The sequence below is a fragment of the Neorhizobium sp. T7_12 genome (genome assembly GCF_002968535.1).
GTDB lineage: Bacteria > Pseudomonadota > Alphaproteobacteria > Rhizobiales > Rhizobiaceae > Neorhizobium > Neorhizobium tomejilense.
Window position 1 is genome coordinate 90739 of record NZ_PVBK01000008.1, and the last position, 19523, is coordinate 110261.

A 19523-nucleotide genomic window follows, 5' to 3' on the forward strand; every position below is an offset into this window, starting at 1 on the left:
TTCCCCAACTCCGGCGCGTGGACGCACGCGCCGGCCTTTTCCCTTTCTAAGGAGCGCGCAGATGTCCGCCCTGGCAAAAAAAGAAAATGTTTCCGCAGTCGCTACCGCAAAGCCGGCAGCAAATATCGTCCCCTTTTCCGGCAAGCCCGTATCGAGGATCGATTTCAGGCAGATCGGCATGACGACGCTGCGCAACGTCGTGCCGCCGGTTATCGTGCTGGCGCTGATCCTGCTCGTCTGGCAGGTCCTCTGTTCGGCGCCGAATGCCTCGCTCCCCTCGCCGCACGTGGTCTGGACGGAAGCCTATGACCTGATCGCCTATCCGTTCTTCGTCTACGGCTCGCAGGATATCGGGCTCGGCTGGCGGGTACTGGTCTCGCTGCAGCGCGTCGCCTACGGGTTTGGCCTCGCCGCCGTGACCGGCGTCATCGTCGGTGCGATCATCGGACAATCGATCTGGGCGATGCGTGGTCTCGACCCGATCTTCCAGGTGCTGCGCACCGTGCCGCCGCTCGCCTGGCTGCCGCTGTCGCTCGCAGCCTTCCAGGATTCGAGCCCGTCTGCGATCTTCGTGATCTTCATCACATCGATCTGGCCTGTGATCATCAACACCGCCGTCGGGGTGCGCAACATCCCGCAGGACTACCGCAACGTCGCGCAGGTGCTGCGGCTGAACCAGATCGAATTCTTCTTCAAGATCATGCTGCCGTCGGCCGCCCCCTACATCTTCACGGGCCTCAGGATCGGCGTCGGTCTCTCCTGGCTGGCGATCGTCGCCGCCGAAATGCTGACCGGCGGCGTCGGTATCGGCTTCTTCATCTGGGATGCGTGGAACTCGTCGCGTCTGCCCGACATCATCGTCGCGCTCGCTTATATCGGCATTGTCGGCTTCGCCCTCGACAAGCTGGTTTCCGCGCTCGGCAAGATCATCACCCGCGGCGCTTCGGCAAACTGAGGAGCGGACCATGAACGCCTACCTGAAGCTCGATCATATCGACAAACATTTCGACCGCGGCGGCAATCGCGCCGAGGTTCTGAAGGACATCAACCTGACGATCTCCAAGGGGGAGTTCGTCTCGATCATCGGCCATTCCGGCTGCGGCAAGTCCACGCTGCTCAACCTCATTGCCGGGCTGACGCCCGTCTCGGCGGGCGCTGTGCTGCTCGAAAACCGCGAGGTCAACGCACCGGGTCCGGAACGCGCCGTCGTTTTCCAGAACCATTCGCTGCTGCCCTGGCTGACGGTCTACGAAAACGTCAATCTCGCCGTCTCAAAAGTCTTCGGCCGCACCAAGACCAAGGCGCAGCGGCATGACTGGGTCATGGAGAACCTGGACCTCGTGCAGATGGCTCACGCCAAGGACAAGCGCCCGGCGGAAATATCCGGCGGCATGAAGCAGCGCGTCGGCATTGCCCGGGCGCTGTCCATGGAACCGAAGATCCTGCTGCTCGACGAGCCCTTCGGCGCCCTCGACGCCCTGACGCGCGCCCATCTGCAGGACGCGGTCATGGAGATCCACAGCCGTCTCGGCAACACCATGGTGATGATCACCCACGATGTCGATGAAGCCGTACTGCTTTCCCACCGCATCGTGATGATGACGAACGGCCCCGCCGCCCATATCGGCGAAGTGCTCGACGTGCCGATCGCACGCCCGCGCAACCGCATCGAGCTGGCTTCCGACCGCACGTATCTCAAGTGCCGCGAGGCAGTCCTGAAATTCCTCTACGAACGCCACCGCTTCGTCGAAGCCGCGGAGTAAGAACAATGACAGAAAAACTCATCATCATCGGCAATGGCATGGCGCCGGGGCGCATGCTGGAGCATCTCTTCGAACAGGCGCCCGGCCGCTACGAAGTCACGATCTTCAACGCCGAACCGCGCGTCAACTACGACCGCATCATGCTCTCCCCGGTGCTTTCCGGCGAAAAGAGCTTCGAGCAGATCGTCATCCATGGCGACGGCTGGTACATCGACCACGGCATCACGCTCTACAAGGGCCACAAGATCGTCGCGATCGACCGGGCGGCGAAGACCGTTACCTCCGATCACGGCGTCACCGAAAGCTACGACAAGCTGGTGATCGCCACCGGCTCGGTGCCGTTCATCATCCCCGTACCGGGCAAGGACCTGCCGGGCGTCATCACCTATCGCGACCTCGACGACGTCCAGGCCATGCTTCTCGCCGCCCAGTCGCGCGAAAAGGCGATCGTCATCGGCGGCGGCCTGCTCGGTCTCGAAGCAGCCGCCGGCCTCGCCCAGCGTGGGATGGACGTGACCGTGCTGCACGTGATGCCGACGCTGATGGAGCGCCAGCTCGATCCGGCCGCCGGTTACCTGCTGCAGAAGGCCGTCGAAGAACGCGGCATCAAGGTGATCTGCAAGGCCAATACCAAACAGATCATCGGCAATGGCAAGGTCGAGGGTGTAGAACTCGACAACGGCACGATCATTCCGGCGACGCTGGTGGTCATGGCCGTCGGCATCCGCCCGAGCGCCGGCCTCGCCAAGGAAGCAGGCCTCGCGGTCAATCGCGGCATCGTCGTCGATGCGGGAATGCAGACGTCTGACGGCGACATCTATTCCATCGGCGAATGCGCCGAAGTGGGCGGCATGGTCTACGGCCTCGTCGCACCGCTTTACGAGATGGCCCGCATTGCGGCGTCACATCTGGCAGGCGACACAAAGCCGGCCTTCGTGCATTCCGACACGCCGACAAAGCTTAAGGTCACCGGCATCGACCTCTATTCGCTCGGCGACTTCGCCGATGGCGACGACCGCCAGGAAATCGTGCTGCGCGATGCCACCGCCGGCATCTATAAGCGCCTCGTTCTGAAGGACAACCGCATCATCGGCACGGTCCTTTACGGCGAGACCTCCGATGGCGCCTGGTTCAACGACCTGAAGAAGAAGGCGACCGATATCTCGGAGATGCGCGACACGCTGATCTTCGGCCAGGCCTACCAGGGAGGGTCCCCGCTGGACCCTATGGCGGCCGTTGCAGCCTTGCCGGATGATGCGGAAATCTGCGGCTGCAACGGCGTCTGCAAGGGCAAGATCACCTCGACGATCACCGCCAAGGGCCTGACATCGCTCGACGACGTGCGTGCCCACACAAAGGCTTCCGCCTCCTGCGGCACCTGCACCGGCCTTGTCGAACAGCTGATGGCAATCACGCTTGGCGATGCCTACAATCCGAAGGCAGTGCAGCCGATGTGCACCTGCACCGAACTCGGCCATGACGACGTCCGCCGCCTGATCAAGGCAAAGGGCCTGAAGACCATCCCTGCGGTCATGCAGGAACTGGAATGGAAGACCTCCTGCGGCTGCGCCAAATGCCGCCCGGCGCTCAACTACTACCTCGTCTGCGACTGGCCGGATGAATATGCCGACGACTACCAGTCGCGCTACATCAACGAACGCGTCCATGCCAACATCCAGAAGGACGGCACCTATTCCGTCGTGCCGCGGATGTGGGGCGGCGTCACCAATTCGCAGGAATTGAGGGCGATCGCCGACGTCGTCGACAAGTTCGAAATCCCGATGGTGAAGGTCACCGGCGGCCAGCGCATCGACCTTCTCGGCATCGAGAAGGAAGACCTGCCCGCCGTCTGGGCCGATCTCGGCAAGGCCGGCTTCGTCTCCGGCCAGGCCTATGCCAAGGGCCTGCGCACGGTAAAAACCTGCGTCGGCTCCGATTGGTGCCGCTTCGGCACGCAGGATTCGACCGGCCTCGGCATCCGCATCGAGAAATTCATGTGGGGCTCCTGGACACCGGCCAAGCTGAAGCTGGCCGTCTCGGGGTGTCCGCGCAACTGTGCTGAAGCGACCTGCAAGGACATCGGCGTCATCTGCGTGGACTCGGGCTTCGAGATCCATTTCGCCGGCGCCGCGGGCCTCGACATCAAGGGCACCGAAGTGCTCGGACTGGTGAAGACCGAGGACGAGGCGCTCGAATACATCGTCGCACTGACGCAGATGTACCGCGAACAGGGTCGCTACTTGGAGCGCATCTACAAGTGGGCGAAGCGCATCGGCCTCGACGAGATCCGCCGGCAGATCATGACCGATACGGAGAAGCGCGAGGCCTACTACGAGCGTTTCGTCTTCTCCCAGAAGTTCGCCCAGGTCGACCCGTGGTCGGAGCGTGTCTCCGGCAAGGACAAACACGAGTTCCGGCCGATGGCGACGGTCGGCTACCCGCATGCAGCCGAGTGAGGAGATGAGCATGAACTGGATCGCGATCGGCAAGCTGACCGACATTCCGCTCCGTGGCGCGCGCTGCGTGAAGACGCCCCAAGGCAAGATCGGCGTGTTCCGCACCGCCGAAAACCAGGTCTTCGCCATCGAAGATCATTGCCCTCACAAGGGTGGACCGCTCAGCCAGGGCATCGTGCACGGCACCTCGGTGACGTGTCCGCTGCACAACTGGGTGATTTCGCTCGAAACCGGCAAGGCGCTCGGCGCCGACGAAGGCTCGGTCCGGACCATCCGGCTCGAACTGCGCGGCGAAGACATCTTCATGGCACTCGAAGAACAGTTGGCCGCAGCCGAATAATCGGCGCGGCCCTTACCGACGATCTACTCTAGGGAGACAAGAAAAAATGTCCTATGTGCATCCCACTGAATTCGTGACGAAGATGATCGATGCCGGCGAGGCAAAGGTCTTGATGTCCACGCGCGACACCCTGATCCGGGCTTTCATGGCGGGCGCCATTCTTGCGCTTTCCGCCGCCTTCGCCGTCACCATCACGGTGCAGACCGGCAACGCTCTCGCCGGTGGCATCCTCTTTCCGGTCGGCTTCTGCCTTCTCTACCTCATGGGCTTCGATCTCCTGACGGGCGTCTTCACGCTTACACCGCTCGCCCTGATCGACAAGCGGCCGGGTGTGACCGCCGGCGGCGTGATGCGCAACTGGACGCTCGTCTTCGTCGGCAATTTCGCCGGCGCCTTCCTTGTTGCGGTGATGATGGCGATCATCTTCACCTTCGGCTTCAGCGAGGCACCAAACGAAGTCGGCCAGAGGATCGGTCATATTGGCGAAGGCCGCACCCTCGGTTATGCGGCGCACGGCGCGGCAGGCATGCTGACGCTCTTCGTCCGCGGCGTTCTCTGCAACTGGATGGTTTCGACCGGCGTCGTCGCCGCGATGATGTCGACCTCCGTGTCCGGCAAGGTCATCGGCATGTGGATGCCGATCATGCTGTTCTTCTACATGGGCTTCGAACATTCCATCGTGAACATGTTCCTGTTCCCTTCCGGCCTGCTGCTGGGCGGCAAGTTCTCGATCATGGATTACCTGATCTGGAACGAAATCCCGACCGTCATCGGCAATCTTGTCGGCGGCCTCACCTTCGTCGGCCTCACCCTCTATTCGACCCATGGCCGCAAGAAGAGCAAACAGAGCGTCCCGGCCAGCCATATCGGCAATCCAGCCGGCGTTCCGGCGGAGTGAACCGATGGGGGCGGGTCTTCTGGAAACGGAAATGCAGGCGGGTGGAAACACCACCAGGACGACCTGCCCCTATTGCGGCGTCGGCTGCGGCGTCATCGCCACAGTGGCGGACTCCGGCGCCGTAACGGTCAAAGGCGATCCCGAGCATCCGGCCAATTTCGGCCGGCTCTGTTCCAAGGGATCGGCACTGGCAGAAACCGTGGATCTCGACGGCCGGGTACTCGTCCCCGAGATCCTCGGCCGGCAGACGGACTGGAACGAGGCGCTCGATCTCGTCGCCGAAGAATTCTCGAAAACCATCGCCGAACACGGACCGGATTCCGTTGCCTTCTACGTTTCCGGCCAGTTGCTGACCGAAGACTACTACGTCGCCAACAAGCTGATGAAGGGCTTTATCGGCTCGGCAAATATCGATACCAATTCCAGGCTTTGCATGTCTTCGTCCGTCGCCGGCCACCGCCGCGCTTTCGGATCCGATACCGTTCCCGGCACCTACGAAGATATCGAACTCGCCGATCTGGTCATCCTCACCGGCTCCAACCTCGCTTGGTGTCACCCGGTGATCTATCAGCGGCTCGCTGCAGCCAAGACCGCGCGGCCGGGCATGAAGATCGTCGTCATCGATCCGCGCCGGACGATGACCTGCGATATCGCCGACCTGCATCTGGGCATCCGGCCGGATGGCGACGTGGCGCTGTTCATGGGCCTGCTCGCCCACCTCGCGCAAAGCCCGGCAATCGACCAGAACTATATCGCCGCACATACGCAAGGGTTCGGCGAAGCCTTTGCCGCCGCTTCCGCGCTTTCCTTTATCGAACTGATGGAGCGGACGGGCCTGCCGGCGATGCAGCTTCGCGAGTTCTTTCACCTGTTCGAGACGACGGAAAAGGTCGTCACCTGCTACAGCCAGGGCGTCAACCAATCGGCGTCGGGTACGGACAAGGTCAACGCGATCATCAACTGCCATCTGGCGACCGGCCGCATCGGCCGGCCGGGCACCGGTCCCTTTTCGCTGACCGGCCAGCCGAATGCCATGGGTGGCCGCGAAGTCGGCGGTCTCGCCAACATGCTCGCCGCCCATATGGCGATCGAAAGCGCGGACGATCGCGACCGCGTGCAGCGTTTCTGGGCGTCGCCGCGGATCGCCGAAAAGCCGGGCCTGAAGGCCGTGGACATGTTCCGCGCCGTCGCCGACGGACGGATCAAGGCACTGTGGATCATGGCCACCAATCCGGTCGTTTCGATGCCGGATGCCGATGCGGTCGAGGCTGCCATCAAAGCCTGTCCTTTCGTGGTGGTCTCCGACATTCTTCGGGACACCGATACGGCCCGCCACGCGCATGTCCTGCTGCCCTCTGTCGGCTGGGGTGAGAAGGACGGCACCGTCACCAATTCGGAACGCCGCATCTCCCGCCAGCGCTGGTTTCTGTCCGCACCCGGTGAAGCCAAGGCCGATTGGTGGCAGATGGCGGAGGTCGGCCGGCGCATGGATTTTGACGGCTTCGATTATCGATCTGCGGCTGAGATCTTCGCCGAACATGCCGCACTTTCGGCCTTCGAGAATGAGGGCTGCCGGGATTTCGATATCGGAGCGTGTGTCGAAATCGGCAAAGAGGGATACGATGCACTCGCGCCCTTTCAGTGGCCTGCTCCGCTGGCCCTCGGGGGTAGCGACAAGCGCTTCTTTGCCGATGGCGGCTTCTACCACCCCGATCGCAAGGCGCGTTTCATCGCCGTCCAGGCACCGGCCACCGACCGCACCAATGAACAATATCCGCTTACATTGAACACCGGCCGCATCCGCGACCATTGGCACACGATGACGCGAACGGCGAAAAGTGCGCGGCTTTCCGGCCATATCGCCGAGCCCTTTGCGGAACTCCATCCGCGCGATGCGATGGAACTCGGCATTCGCGGCGCCGGCCTGGTTGAACTCGAAAGCCCGCACGGCAAGGCAATCGTCCGGGCGCTGGTCACCGAACGCCAGGCCCGTGGAAACGTCTTCGTGCCGATGCACTGGAACGACCAGTTCGCCGCAAAGGCGCGCATCGATACGCTGGTCGCACCCGTCACAGACCCGTTTTCAGGTCAACCGGCCTCGAAGAACATAGCGATCGCCGCCAGACCGTTCGCCGCTTGCTTCTATGGCTTTGCCGTTTCCGCCTTAAAGCCTTTGAACCCACAGGCGGACTACTGGGCGCTCGCAAAGGCCGACGGCGGCTGGCGGATCGAGCTCGCGTTCGCGGACCCGGTCGAGGACTGGGTGGCGTGGTGCCGGGGAGCATTCGGCATTCCGGCCGAGATCGAGCCGCTCGGTTATGCCGACCATCAATCCGGCGATCTGCGCCTCGCCTTTTTCGACGGCGGAAAGCTGCTCGCAGCTCTTTTCCTGGCGAACGAGCCGGTCGCCGTCGCGCGCAACTGGGCAATCGGCCAACTTGCCGCCGAACATACCGACCTGCGCAAGCGCTTTGCGATCGTTGCCGGACGGCCCGGAGCCGACCAGCCGGATCCCGGCGCCACCGTCTGCTCCTGCTTTTCGGTCGGCGTCAACCGGATCATCGGCGCGGTCCGGACCGGCTGCCACAGCGTCGAGGCCGTCGGAAAAGCAACCAATGCCGGCACCAATTGCGGCTCCTGCCGCGCTGAAATCAGGGGGATCATCGATGGATGTCTTGCAGCAGCTGCGGAATGAAGCATCTCCTGATCGCGGCGCCCGCATGGCGCCGCTTGCGAAGCTCCCGGTCTTCTGGGCGCTCGAAGGCAGGCCGGTCATCGTTGCCGGCGGGTCGGATGCGGCCGCCTGGAAAGCCGAGCTGCTTGCCGCCTGCGGCGCCGATGTGCATGTCTATGCGGAGACGCTTTCCGAGACATTCGAAAAGCTGATCGAACGCGGGGCGGAACATCCTCAGGGTCGCTTTATTCATCATCCGAAGGTGTGGGATGCTTCGATTTTCGAGGCCGCAGCGATCGCGATTGCGGATTGCGACGACGAGGACGAGGCTCAGGCGTTTTTCGACGCTGCCCGCGCGGCCGGCGTGCCGGTCAATGTCATCGACAAACCCTCCTTCTGCCAGTTCCAGTTCGGTTCGATCGTCAACCGCTCGCCGGTCGTGGTGTCCATTTCAACCGATGGCGCGGCGCCGATCCTGGCGCAGGCGATCCGCCGTCGTATCGAAACCCTGCTGCCGGCCTCGTTGAAAACTTGGGCGGAACTCGCCCAGTCGCTCAGGGAAAAGATCAACGACCGCCTGGCGCCCGGCCCGCAGCGAAGAGCCTTCTGGGAACGTTTCGTGGACCGCGCTTTCGGCAGCGAACCGGGCTCGGGCAGCGAAGCCGCAATCCTCGCCGATGCCGGCCGCGTCGCATCCTCGGCCCAGAAGGGCCGTGTCACCCTTGTCGGCGCGGGCCCCGGCGATGCCGAACTTCTGACGCTGAAGGCGGTGCGTGCCCTGCAGGCGGCCGACGTCATCCTGTTCGACGATCTCGTCTCCGACGAGGTGCTGGAACTCGCGCGCCGCGAGGCGAAACGGATGCTGGTGGGAAAACGCGGTGGCCGGGTAAGCTGCCGCCAGGAAGACATCAACGACATGTTGGTGAAGTTCGCCAAGGCGGGCAAGCGCGTCGTCCGCCTGAAATCCGGTGATCCGATGGTCTTTGGCCGTGCCGGCGAAGAGATCGCCTGCTTGGAGCGAGAAGGCATCCCCGTCGACGTCGTGCCGGGCATCACTTCGGCGAGCGCCATGGCCTCGCGGCTCGGCGTGTCGCTGACCCATCGCGACCATGCGCAGGGCGTTCGTTTCGTCACCGGCCATTCGCGAAAAGGCGTGCTGCCGGACAATCTGGACTGGAAAAGCCTCGCCGACCCGCGAACCACGACCATCTATTACATGGCGGGACGCACGGCGGGCGAGATCGTGAGCAAGCTGACGGACGCCGGCATGACGCACGACATGCCGGTCGTGATCGTCAGCGCCGTGACCCGGCCGAACGAGCGGCGCTGGGCCGGGCGACTGAGCGACATGGCTGCGGCCATGGCAGAAATCGGTATCGATGAACCCGTGCTGATCGGCGTCGGCCACGTATTTCGCAAGGTCGATTTCGCCGACTGCACGCAGTGGAACGACCAGGCCGCGGCAAGCGCCTGACGAAAAAGGGGCGGTGTAAAAAACCGCCCCTTTAATCACAGGTCAGCTGGATCACAGGTCAGCGTGGCGCCGAGGCCGAACCTTCCTTGTAATATGAGACGTAGCTGCTGTGCAGCCGCTCCGGCGAGCCCGGATCGGCATAGCGGTGCAACTCCGACATCTCCGTCTTGTTGAGGATCACGCCCACCGTTTTCGAGGCGATCTGCGGTTCGGACCGGATGATGGACTGCACCGCCTTCGCAGGGGTGACACCCCATTCGGTGACGAAGACGAAACCGTCGACATAGGGCTCGAAGGCCTTTGCATCGATCACCGGCAGGAGCGGCGCCAGATCGACGACGATGACGTCGAACGTATCCTTGATGCTTTCGAGGAAATGGCTCATGCCGGAAGAAGCGAGAAGTTCGCTCGTATGGGCGAGCTGCTTGCTGCGCGTCGTCATCGGCAGGATCGTCAGGCGCGACCGGCGGTCGACACGTGCCGCATTGGTCCATGGCGTCTGCTGGAGCACCACTTCGACCAGTCCGACTTCCGGCTCCGAGGCCAGCATGCGGCTGAGACCCGGATTGCGCAGGTCGGCGTCGATCACCAGGGTGCGAACGCCCGTCGAGGCAATCAGCCCGGCGAAATTGGCGGCGACCATGGATTTCCCTTCGCCCGGCAGGCAGGAGACCACGCCGATCACCCGGCACTTCCGCTCCTGCAGCATGATATCGCAAGCGAGCTTGGCATTGCGCAGCGTCTCGGCGAACTGAGACCGCGGCGCCTCGACCGCGACCCGCATCAAGCGACGGAACGAGATCGGGTTGCCGGGAGGTGCTCCCGCTGCTTCGGCGTCGGTCGGCGCCGGCGGCGGTGTTTCCTCCGCACTGGCGCCGCTCACTTTCGGCAGGTAGCCGAGGAAGCGAAGGCCCAGTTTCTCCTGCACGTCGTCGCCGGTCCGGAAGAACCGCTCGCGGAATTCCAGGAGCGTTGCCGCGGCTCCGCCGATCAGCAGCCCGAGCACGATGGAGAGCGCCATGGTCAGCGTCTTGCGCGGGCTGGACGGGGCCGTCGGCAGACCGGCATCGGAGATCACGCGCGCCTTGGCGATCGGGAAGGATTGCCGCTGCGTCGCTTCTTCGAAGCGTCCGAGATAGGATTCATAGAGCGTCTTCAGCGCCGCCGCCCTCTGCTCCAGTTCACGGAGCTGGACCATCGAGACATTCGCTTCCGAATTGCGGCCCGCGACCCGGTCGATACTCTCACGCAGCGATTTTTCGCGCGAACTCGCCACTTCGAATACGTTGCGGAAGCTGCCGGTCAATTGCTGCAGCTCGCGGTAAATCTGCTGCGCGAGTTCGCTCTTTTCCGTCTTGAGCGCGACCGCCTGCGGATGGTTGGCGCCGAACTGCTGGATGATGCCCTGCTCGCGGTCGGAAATGTTGATGTAACGCTTGCGGAGGTCCTGAATGACCGTGTTGTCGGTATCGCGAGCCGAAATGACGGCATTCTGAACGGCCGCGTCGGGCCCCTTGTCGATGATCGCCTGATATTGATTATAGCGCGCCGAAGCGGTTGCCGCATCGGCCTGCGCCACGATCAACTGGCTGTTGAGATCCGAAAGCTGCTGTGTCGACAGGAGTTCGCCGCGCGGCGAAACCAGACCGTGCTGGGTCTTGAATTGCTCGACGGCAAGCGAGGCCTGCTGCGAACGGCTGTTGAGATCGTTCAGGCGCTCCTGCAGCCAGAGCGAAGCCCGCTCCGTTGCATCGAAATTGGCATTGAGCTGTTCGGTGAGGTAGGACTCCGCGTAGGTCCGCGTGATCATTGCGGCAAGCTGCGGATCCGGCGAACGAACGGACAGCGCGATCACCGAGCTGCGGCCGACACGTTCCACGGTCAGCGATTGCTGCAGGACGGCCGCCGCCTTTTCGCGCCGGCCCATCCGGATATCTTCCTCGGAAGCCGGCGGACTGCCGGGGGTCAGAAGCGCGACGACGCTGCGGATGGCGCCCTTGGCAAGATCGACCGGCGATTGCGGCGGATTGACCACCGTCTCGTTCTGATCGAGCTTGGCCTTGTCTACCACCCTCACCGCCAATGCCTTGGATTTGAGGATCTCGACTGCGCTCGACATGCGGTTGTCGATCTGTTGGGCCGTCTGGCTGTCCTGCGGGTCGTCAGCATAACGGGAAAGGTTCTCGTCGATGAGGATCTGCGTCAGGGCGGTGTAGATCGGCTGCGCCATCACCAGGTAGAGCCCGGCAAGGGCAACGGTGGCGATGAGGCAGACGACGACGATCCCCGAACGACGGATCGCAGCCGCCCAGAGCTTATCGAGATCGATGAACGTATCGTTATCCCGCGTTTCGCTCGGGAATATCGTTCTCGGTCGGAAGTTTACCTGATCCATAGGGCCCGCTTTCTGGAGCTTTGGGGGACGGATGGCGGATTGCCGCCATCCGTCTCGTATGATTTGAATGCGCGTCAGGCGGCTTTGACCCGCGTTTCGTGCGACATCATCAGTTCCTTGATGGAGGCGTAAATCTCGGCCCCCATATCCTGGCGAAGCATGGCGAAGGCGACATTCGCCTCGATAAAGCCGCGCTTGCTGCCGCAGTCGAATGTGCGTCCCTGATAGGGATGCGCATGGAACGGCTGCACCTGCGCAAGCTTGTGCATGCTGTCCGTCAGCTGAATTTCGTTGCCGGCGCCACGTTCCTGCCGGGCAAGCAATTCGAAGATTTCCGGCTGCAGGATATAACGCCCATTCAGGTAATAATTGGACGGTGCTTCGGCAGGCTTTGGTTTTTCGACCATCTCCGTCACCTCGAAACCATGCGATACGCTGTGGCCGACACCCACGATACCATAGCTCGACGTCTCTTCCGGTGCGCATTCCTCGACCGCAAAGACATTGCCGCCGACTTCTTCATAGAGATCCATCAACCCGGCCATGCAGCCCTGCGGACCGTAGGAAACCATGTCGGGCAGAAGCAGCGCGAAAGGTTCGTTGCCGACCAGTTCGCGGGCGCACCAGACCGCATGGCCAAGCCCGAGCGGCACCTGCTGGCGCGTATAGCTGACGGTGCCGGCGACCGGCAGCATCTTTTCGAGCTGGGTAACCTGGACCGTCTTGCCCGCACGGGTCAGCGTCGCGACGAGTTCCGGCGCGCTGTCGAAATAGTCTTCGATCGCGGTTTTGTTGCGGCTGGTCACGAAAATGATGTGCTCGATTCCCGCCTGCATGGCTTCGTCGACCGCATATTGCACGACGGGCCGATCGACGATCGTCAACATTTCCTTCGGCATGGCCTTGGTGGCCGGCAGGAACCGAGTGCCGTTGCCTGCGACGGGTATCACCGCCTTTCGAACTGGTCTTTTCATGTCCATTCCTTCGTCCTTTCTGAGGGCGCCCCCGCCCTATTGATCGGATTTTCAGTTGACGTCGGCCGTTTCACCAGCCGACGCATGCGAACGGCAATCGGCATGCGCAGAAGTCGGAGCGCACGTGGGTTTTCGATTGCCGTTTTCAGGAAGCCGCCGACGGAACCCTTCTTGATTTCGTCGACGAGCGTGAGAAATGAACCCGCTTCGAGGATGCTGCGGGTGCGCCTGCGCTGGGCAGCCGAGGCCTCCGCATCCAGCTTGTAGCGGGCGAGAAAAGCGCGATCGGAGGCCAGCATCGCATCCAGGTGGCTTTGCTCCAGGACGCGCGAGATCGAGTCCTGGCGCAGGTGGTAGACATATCCGATCTCCGGCGCGATCGCGCATCGCGCACCGCTCGCCAGGGCAGAAGCAAGCAGCAGGTAGTCCTCGCCGATCCGCAGCGCCTCGTCGAAACGCAGCCCGTGCTCGACGAGAAATGCGCGTTCGAAGATCGGTTTCATGTAGCCGAAGTTGAAGGTCGACTGGAAAATCACGTTTGAGCCGATGAAATCGGCAAGCGTCAGCATCGACCGCTGCCTCAGTTCCTCCTTGGAGAACATCGCATGGGGCTCGCCATGGTCAAACGGGATGACGTCGAGATTGTCGACGACGATCTGCGCCTTCGCATCCTCTGCCCGCTCCAGCATAGTCAAAAGCCTGACGGGATAGACCGTGTCGTCGGAATCGAGAATGGCGACCCAACGGCCCTTGGCCGCCGCGAGTCCGGCGTTTCGAGCCGCAGCCGGCCCGCCGTTCACCGCCTGGGCGATCAGCCTGACCCGCTGATCGGAATAACCTTCCGCGATTGCCCGCGTCCCGTCCGTCGAGCAATCGTCGACGACGATCACTTCGATCGTCACGCCGATCTGGGCGAGCGCACTGTCGATCGCGCGCGCAAGCGTCTCCTCGGCATTGTAAGCCGCAATCACAAAGCTCACGTCGGGCTGGAAATCCGGGGCCTGCGTATCCTGCATCGTCATGTGGCTTCGGCGGCTCCGTATTGGCGGATCTCGCGGATGCCGAGCGTGCCCGTGACCGCGCCGGCATGGAGTGCCGCACGAAGAGCGTAACGAGTACGGGTGACCGGCGAGGCAATGGTTGCCGCCGTCACCGCCAGGCAATAACCGAGTTTCAGCGCAGCAAGCGCGGTCTGCTTGATCCGGCCAGGGCCGGAGTTCTTTGTCGCAAGGATGCGCCCATGCGTCTGCCCGGAACGGAACCTGCGCTTGGCGAGCCAGGAGAAGCTGGCCCGCTTTTCGGGAACCAGTTCCTCGACCACCGCATCCGGCGCAAACGCGATCCGGCCGCCGGCATCGGTCAGTGCGGTGAAGAAATGCGTATCCTCGCCGCCGCTCTGGCCGAGCGAGAGTGCAAACCTGCGGCCCGCGACGACCGGCGAGCGCATATGAAGCAGAACATTCGAAGTATAACCGGTCCTGATCTGTCCATCGACCCAGACCGGCATCGTCGAATGGAAGTCGCCCTTGCGCATCCAGTCGGCGCTTTGCGTTCCGTAGACAGCCCGGACCGGCCCAAGAACGGCGTCCGCACCCGTGCTCCTCGCCATCGCCATCAGTCCGGCCAGCCATTCCGGCTCCGCCGTCTCGTCGTCGTCGATAAAGGCAAGGTAGTCCGCATCGCTTTCGGCGAGGCAGGCATTGCGGGCGATCGAGATATTCGACTTCGGGCAATGCACATAGCGGATCGGGAACGGCGAACGCTCCCGCAAACCATCCACCAGCCCGCTTGCGCTCGGGCCCGCATCGTTATCGGCAACGATCAGGCGCAATTCCGCGCCCGCCGGGACGGCAATCCCGAAGAGCGAGATCAGCGTTTCGGCGAGTTCGGGACGTCGGTAGGTGCAGATACCGATATCGATACGGAACGGCCTTTCCTCTGCCGCCATCAAGCGATCCTCCGTGGGCGGATGCCGATCAGTTCCAGCCAGAAGCCGGCCGACCAGGCGAAATGCATGATCATCGCGGAGAGCGAGGCGAGCGGCCCGTAAGGGTTCTTCTGCCCGACGGCGAGCCAGAAGCCGTAGCCGATGCAGGCCGCGGCCCAGATGACCACCGGCACGGCCGCCCACCAATAGAGAAGCGCAAGCACCGCGCCGAGGACGACCGGCGCGACTGCCAGCGGGATGGCCTGACGGAGCTTCGGAATAGAACGATGCTTGACGAGGTTCTTCGCCCGGCCCCGGCCGTAGGCCAGATATTGCCGGAACAGCGCCGAGGCGGTCGAGCGCGGATAATAGGTCATGTAGGTCTTGCCGGTCATCCAGATCCGGAAAGCGTTTGCGCGCAGCCGGAAGTCCAGTTCGGCATCCTCATTGTGGCTAAAACTCTCGTCATAGCCGCCGACGGCCCGGAACGCCGAAATCCGCATCAGCGCGTGGTGGCCATGATCGACCCATTCGCCGCCGCCGCCGGCGCGATGTTTCGAACCGCCGTTTCCGAGCTTGGAATTCTGCGCCACCGCGGTCGCCTTCTGGAAAGTCCCGAAACCGATCGTCTCCATGCCGACCACGACAGAATCGGCATCCATCTCGACTGCCTCCTGCAACAGCGTCCGGCAATAATCCTCCGGATAATCCCCATGCGCATCGATGCGAATGAGAAAATCGCGGTCCTCACCGAAACGGTCGACGGCGAGATTGATGGCAGCGCTCTGGATGCGCTTGCGGTTGCCGATCAGCACCAGGTCGCGGATTTCCGGGATAAGTCCCTGGACGATGTCCGTCGTGCCGTCTTGGCTGCCGCCGTCGGCGACGACGATCAGCATGTCCATGTCGCCGCGCTGGCCATTCAGCTTGTGCAACAGCGGCGCGATCGTCGCCGCTTCGTTGAGGCACGGGATCACCAGAAGCGTCCGGATCTCGGACATCTGGGCATTGGAGTGAGAACGCAAAACCATACTCCACCTCACGATTGCTGGGTTGAAACAGCCGGCATTTCGGCCGGCGACGGGACGTTGGGATGTAGGGCGGCGAGCCGCGAAACAAGAGCGCGACATTCCGCCGGTCCGGTCACCCACTGGCAGCGCTCGACGGCCGCAAGCCGGGAAAAGAGGTCGACGTAGCGCGCTTCCGTCATCTCGTTGAACAGCGCTTCGAGGGTCTCAGCCGTCACCTGATTGCGCACCAGGCCGATGCCCCGCTTGCCGATGAAGCGGCCGGTCTCGGTGCCTGCAAGCGCGATCGGAACCGCGCCGTACAACCCGCCTTCATAGAGCCGGTTCGGCAGCAGCCAGCTGGAGTTCAGCCCTTCCTCGAAGAAATCGATCGCCCAGGTGAACTGTACATCGCCGTAGATCGCAGAAAGGTCCTCGGGATTGCGGTAGGCGCCGTGGAACTCGACATGCGGGGCGGCGGCAACCTTCGCATCAAAATCGTCGAACTCGCTGTAAGCCGGGCGGCCGCGCAACACGATCTCGACCTTCCCGTCCATGCGGGCCGCGAAATCGATCAGCATATCGAGCGACTTGCGGCAGCGGATCGCCCCGAACCAGCCGATCCGCCAAGGCTTGCCCGGCTCCGGTGGACGGGGGTGGAGCGGCCCGGAAACCGGTTCCGGCTCGAGGGCAAGCACCTTGTTTTCCAGAAGCAGAACCGGCAGGTCGAGGCCGGAACGCGGCTTGAAGAAATTTTCCACGAAAGCCGGGGAGCTGGTGATCAGCAGGCTGGCGCGGCGGCCGAAAAACAGCTGCGCCTGGCGCATCAGACGGCCCTTCATTCCTTCGTCGAGAAGCAGGCGGTGAATATCGAGGCATTCGTAGACGACAGGAACCCGGCGGCTGAACATGGAGGCAGCACGTCCGGCAAGCGCCAGCGTCTCCAGATTGCGGGCGATGATGACGTCGGGCACGGCGATATCAGCCAGCGTGCGCTTCAGCCTCATGCGAGCGGCAAGAACCGCTCCGATGCGCTGCGCAAAACGCCCGTCCGCCGTCTGCCCGAGTGAAACGGTCGCCACATCCCGCTCGTCGGCAAGCACGTTCGAGCTGCGCTCGAAGCCCGCGACGGTAACGGTCGCACCGCCGGCCTTCAAGGTCAGCACGCGCCGCCGGATGGCCGCGTCGGCCATGTCATGCGCGAGATAGAGAACGTTCAAAGTCAAATCGTCCAACTCCATTGTCGAACCGCCAAGGCGGCTCAGCCGAGCGTGCAGAGCACGGATTCAGGAAAGCGGCATTTCTCGCCGATCGCGGTAAAGGAGATCCGATCGACGGTCATCGAGGTCGGCTGAGTGTAGGAGAATGCGCCCATCCACTGTTTGAGCGTGTCGGTTCCCCAGAGGCTGACAAAGATCTTCTGGGGGTTTTGCGGGATCTTCGTCTTGTCCGTTACTTCGTGAACGAGCTTGCCGTTCACGAAGTAACGGAGGCGGTTCTCCTCCCAGATAAAGGCATAGTCGTTGAAACCCTGGTCCGCACCGCCGGCGACCGGCACGAGCTTCTCGTTGTTGCCCTTGGCGGAAACATACTGATTGAGCTGGACCTGGCCGGTATTCTTGCCGAGCACCTCGAAATCGATCTCGTCATGCGGCTTCTTGTCGGTCGGGCCGATATAGGTGAAGAATGCCGAGTTGAGCCCTGAGCCCGTCGCGGATTTCATGCGCACCTCATAGGTGCCATAGCCGAAGCGCGCCTTGGTCTGGATCTCGCCGCAGGCGAAGTCGCGGTCGCCGGTCTTGTCTCCGGTGAAGCCGAGCTGCAGGGCGCCGCCTTCGACCTTCACCTGCTTCTTCGACCAGGTGCAGTTCTGGTGCTTGCCGTTGTTCCAGCCGTCCGAGACGTACCAGACGGAACGATCGAGGCTGTCGAAGTTCTCCACGAAGGACTGACCCGCAGCGCCCTGTTGGGCGTATGCTGCGGGGGAGAGAAGTCCAGACACCGCGGCAGCGATGATAACCTGGCAGGTTAGTTGAATCTGTCTGGCCTTGGCCGTCATGTTTCACCTATGCTGTTGCGTCATTACGGGTTCGCCGGGATGGTTGGCCCCGGCGGGTGAATGGGATCCGGCGGCGGCCGAAAGCTTGGCCTTGCGGCCGCGGCTGCCCGTCAACACCTCATACAGGCCGCGCATTCTGCGCGAGACGAGACGGTTGCTGACAAAAAGAATGAGGAAGCTTCCGACGGCAGCGGCCGCGTAGAAGACGGGATAAAGGGCATCGCCTGCCACCCGGTTCCACACCATCCACATCAGGACGAGGAGCGGGTAATGGGCGCAGAACATCCAGAAGCTCAGGCTTCCGGTGGCCGCAAGCCGTTGGCCGGCCCAGGAACGGATGACGATCGCCGACATCAGCCAGAATCCGCCGGCGCCGACAATCGAAAGCGCACTGCGCGCCATGTCGAGAGGCCAGGGGAAATCCGGGCCGGTCCAGTAGAGGCCGATGGACAGCAGCACAGCGGCGGCGAGCATTGCTGCCGTACCCAACCCCGCATACCGGTCCGCAACCTTGAGATCCACCCGGTGGAGCGCCAGGAAGATGCCGAGGGTGAAGCTGAACAGGATCGACTTCTTCAGGACGATGCCGAGCATCAATGCGGGAGTGATCGCCAGCAGGAACAGCACGCCAAGCGTCGCTGCCGGAAAACGCCGCACCGACATGGCAAGGATCGGCGACAGGATGATGCACACGATCAGGTCGCGCAGAAAGTAGAGAGGAACATTGATCGGCAGCCCTTCCGTGGCCAATGCGTTGCTCAGGAATTCCCGCGTCGAGAGGTTCCAGAGATCAGGGAAATACCCAACACCGATGTCCATGGGCTGGACGACGAGAACGGCCCCAAGCAGACCAAGGTTCCACAATAGGAAAGGCACCAGAACAGTCCTCGCCTTGGAGCGAAGCGTCTTGGCATAGTCGAACGTCTCCCAGCCACGCTGGAACAGCAGGTAGCCGGAAATCGCGCTGAGGCACGGCACGCCGATACGGAACAGGCTATCCCCGAGGAAAACCCTGAGCCAATCGAACAAACCATTCAGCCCCAGGAAGGGGCTGGTCCCGGGATCGTGCGGCACATGGACGAAGAGTATGCCGGAGATCAGCAGGATACGCATCAGATTGATACGGGAGGATATGTTTGGATCGACAGTCAAACGAGTCACCCTTTTTGGGCAGTGCCTCCCGTCACCACCGTTTCAATCAGAGCAGACTTGAGCCCGCAGTCACGCAAAAAGGATCGGGCCGAGTTTGGCGCAAAATGTGGCGGCGCAGCAAAAAAGCAACCTGCGCGGATATACTGAGGCTCGAAGAGGCTCCCGTCCCGGCGTCCGATACGGCTTCGGGGGCTTATGATTTTCAAGGGTTCAAGGCCTACTTCGGGGCTTGGAATGCTGCACCGCAACAGCACAAAAAAATCTTTTTGCAATAGGCCGAAACGGCTAGCACTTTCGTATCCATGTACCTCCTCGCCCTGAAACGGGCGCGGAATGTGGCGTAATCTGGGCAAATCTGGGACACAATCGGGCAAAGCCGACCCCGGCTGCGCCACCGGGATCCG

Annotated in this window: 15 protein-coding genes; 7 read left to right on the forward strand and 8 right to left on the reverse strand. The window is 62.6% G+C overall.

Features of this window, described 5'->3' with window-relative positions; all coding sequences use genetic code 11:
• Positions 1 to 61: 61 nt before the first annotated feature.
• Genes ntrB through cysG form a run of 7 tightly spaced genes read left to right on the forward strand, consistent with a single transcriptional unit; the run spans position 62 to position 9605 of the window.
• A complete protein-coding gene (gene ntrB, locus C5J26_RS18510; RefSeq protein ID WP_105403089.1) occupies positions 62 to 955 on the forward strand; it encodes a nitrate ABC transporter permease in 894 nt (297 codons plus the stop codon).
• Positions 956 to 965: 10 nt separating this feature from the next.
• Entirely contained in the window at positions 966 to 1763 is a 798-nt protein-coding gene (locus tag C5J26_RS18515; RefSeq protein WP_105403090.1) for an ABC transporter ATP-binding protein, read from the forward strand.
• A 5-nt stretch (positions 1764 to 1768) separates the two neighbouring features.
• The gene (nirB, locus tag C5J26_RS18520; protein WP_046634188.1) at positions 1769 to 4219 is read left to right on the forward strand and encodes a nitrite reductase large subunit NirB; all 2451 of its coding nucleotides are present in this window, start codon (positions 1769 to 1771) and stop codon (positions 4217 to 4219) included.
• A gap of 4 nt (positions 4220 to 4223) precedes the next feature.
• Positions 4224 to 4559, forward strand: coding sequence for a nitrite reductase small subunit NirD (gene nirD / locus C5J26_RS18525; RefSeq protein WP_105403091.1), 336 nt, complete (start codon positions 4224 to 4226; stop codon positions 4557 to 4559).
• A 46-nt stretch (positions 4560 to 4605) separates the two neighbouring features.
• Positions 4606 to 5457: a formate/nitrite transporter family protein gene (locus C5J26_RS18530; protein ID WP_105403092.1), complete on the forward strand. Its 852-nt coding sequence runs from the start codon at positions 4606 to 4608 to the stop codon at positions 5455 to 5457.
• 31 nt (positions 5458 to 5488) lie between these two features.
• Positions 5489 to 8152: a nitrate reductase gene (locus tag C5J26_RS18535; protein WP_105403181.1), complete on the forward strand. Its 2664-nt coding sequence runs from the start codon at positions 5489 to 5491 to the stop codon at positions 8150 to 8152.
• Positions 8124 to 9605, forward strand: coding sequence for a siroheme synthase CysG (gene cysG / locus C5J26_RS18540; RefSeq protein ID WP_105403093.1), 1482 nt, complete (start codon positions 8124 to 8126; stop codon positions 9603 to 9605). The genes C5J26_RS18535 and cysG overlap by 29 nt, the downstream gene beginning before the upstream one ends.
• 58 nt (positions 9606 to 9663) lie before the next feature.
• Here the strand turns inward: cysG and C5J26_RS18545 are convergent, their stop codons facing one another.
• From C5J26_RS18545 to C5J26_RS18575, 8 genes are all read right to left on the reverse strand, one after another.
• Positions 9664 to 12000, reverse strand: coding sequence for a polysaccharide biosynthesis tyrosine autokinase (locus tag C5J26_RS18545; RefSeq protein WP_105403094.1), 2337 nt, complete (start codon positions 11998 to 12000; stop codon positions 9664 to 9666).
• A gap of 74 nt (positions 12001 to 12074) precedes the next feature.
• On the reverse strand, positions 12075 to 12980 hold the full coding sequence (locus C5J26_RS18550; RefSeq protein WP_105403095.1) for a UTP--glucose-1-phosphate uridylyltransferase: 906 nt from the start codon (positions 12978 to 12980) through the stop codon (positions 12075 to 12077).
• Complete coding sequence (locus C5J26_RS18555) at positions 12971 to 13996, reverse strand: glycosyltransferase family 2 protein (RefSeq protein ID WP_105403096.1); 1026 nt, start codon at positions 13994 to 13996, stop codon at positions 12971 to 12973. The genes C5J26_RS18550 and C5J26_RS18555 overlap by 10 nt, the downstream gene beginning before the upstream one ends.
• Positions 13993 to 14922, reverse strand: coding sequence for a glycosyltransferase family 2 protein (locus C5J26_RS18560; RefSeq protein WP_105403097.1), 930 nt, complete (start codon positions 14920 to 14922; stop codon positions 13993 to 13995). The genes C5J26_RS18555 and C5J26_RS18560 overlap by 4 nt, the downstream gene beginning before the upstream one ends.
• Positions 14922 to 15902 carry a glycosyltransferase family 2 protein gene (locus C5J26_RS32775; protein ID WP_245441206.1) on the reverse strand — a complete coding sequence of 327 codons (981 nt, stop codon included), beginning with the start codon at positions 15900 to 15902 and terminating at the stop codon, positions 14922 to 14924. The genes C5J26_RS18560 and C5J26_RS32775 overlap by 1 nt, the downstream gene beginning before the upstream one ends.
• A gap of 38 nt (positions 15903 to 15940) precedes the next feature.
• Positions 15941 to 17101 (reverse strand): glycosyltransferase, encoded by a 1161-nt coding sequence (locus C5J26_RS32780; RefSeq protein WP_245441207.1) that lies wholly within the window; start codon positions 17099 to 17101, stop codon positions 15941 to 15943.
• Between the two features lie 68 nt (positions 17102 to 17169).
• Positions 17170 to 17967 carry a glycoside hydrolase family 16 protein gene (locus tag C5J26_RS18570; protein ID WP_105403098.1) on the reverse strand — a complete coding sequence of 266 codons (798 nt, stop codon included), beginning with the start codon at positions 17965 to 17967 and terminating at the stop codon, positions 17170 to 17172.
• A gap of 3 nt (positions 17968 to 17970) precedes the next feature.
• On the reverse strand, positions 17971 to 19119 hold the full coding sequence (locus tag C5J26_RS18575) for an acyltransferase (RefSeq protein ID WP_172745912.1): 1149 nt from the start codon (positions 19117 to 19119) through the stop codon (positions 17971 to 17973).
• Between the last annotated feature and the right edge of the window lie 404 nt (positions 19120 to 19523).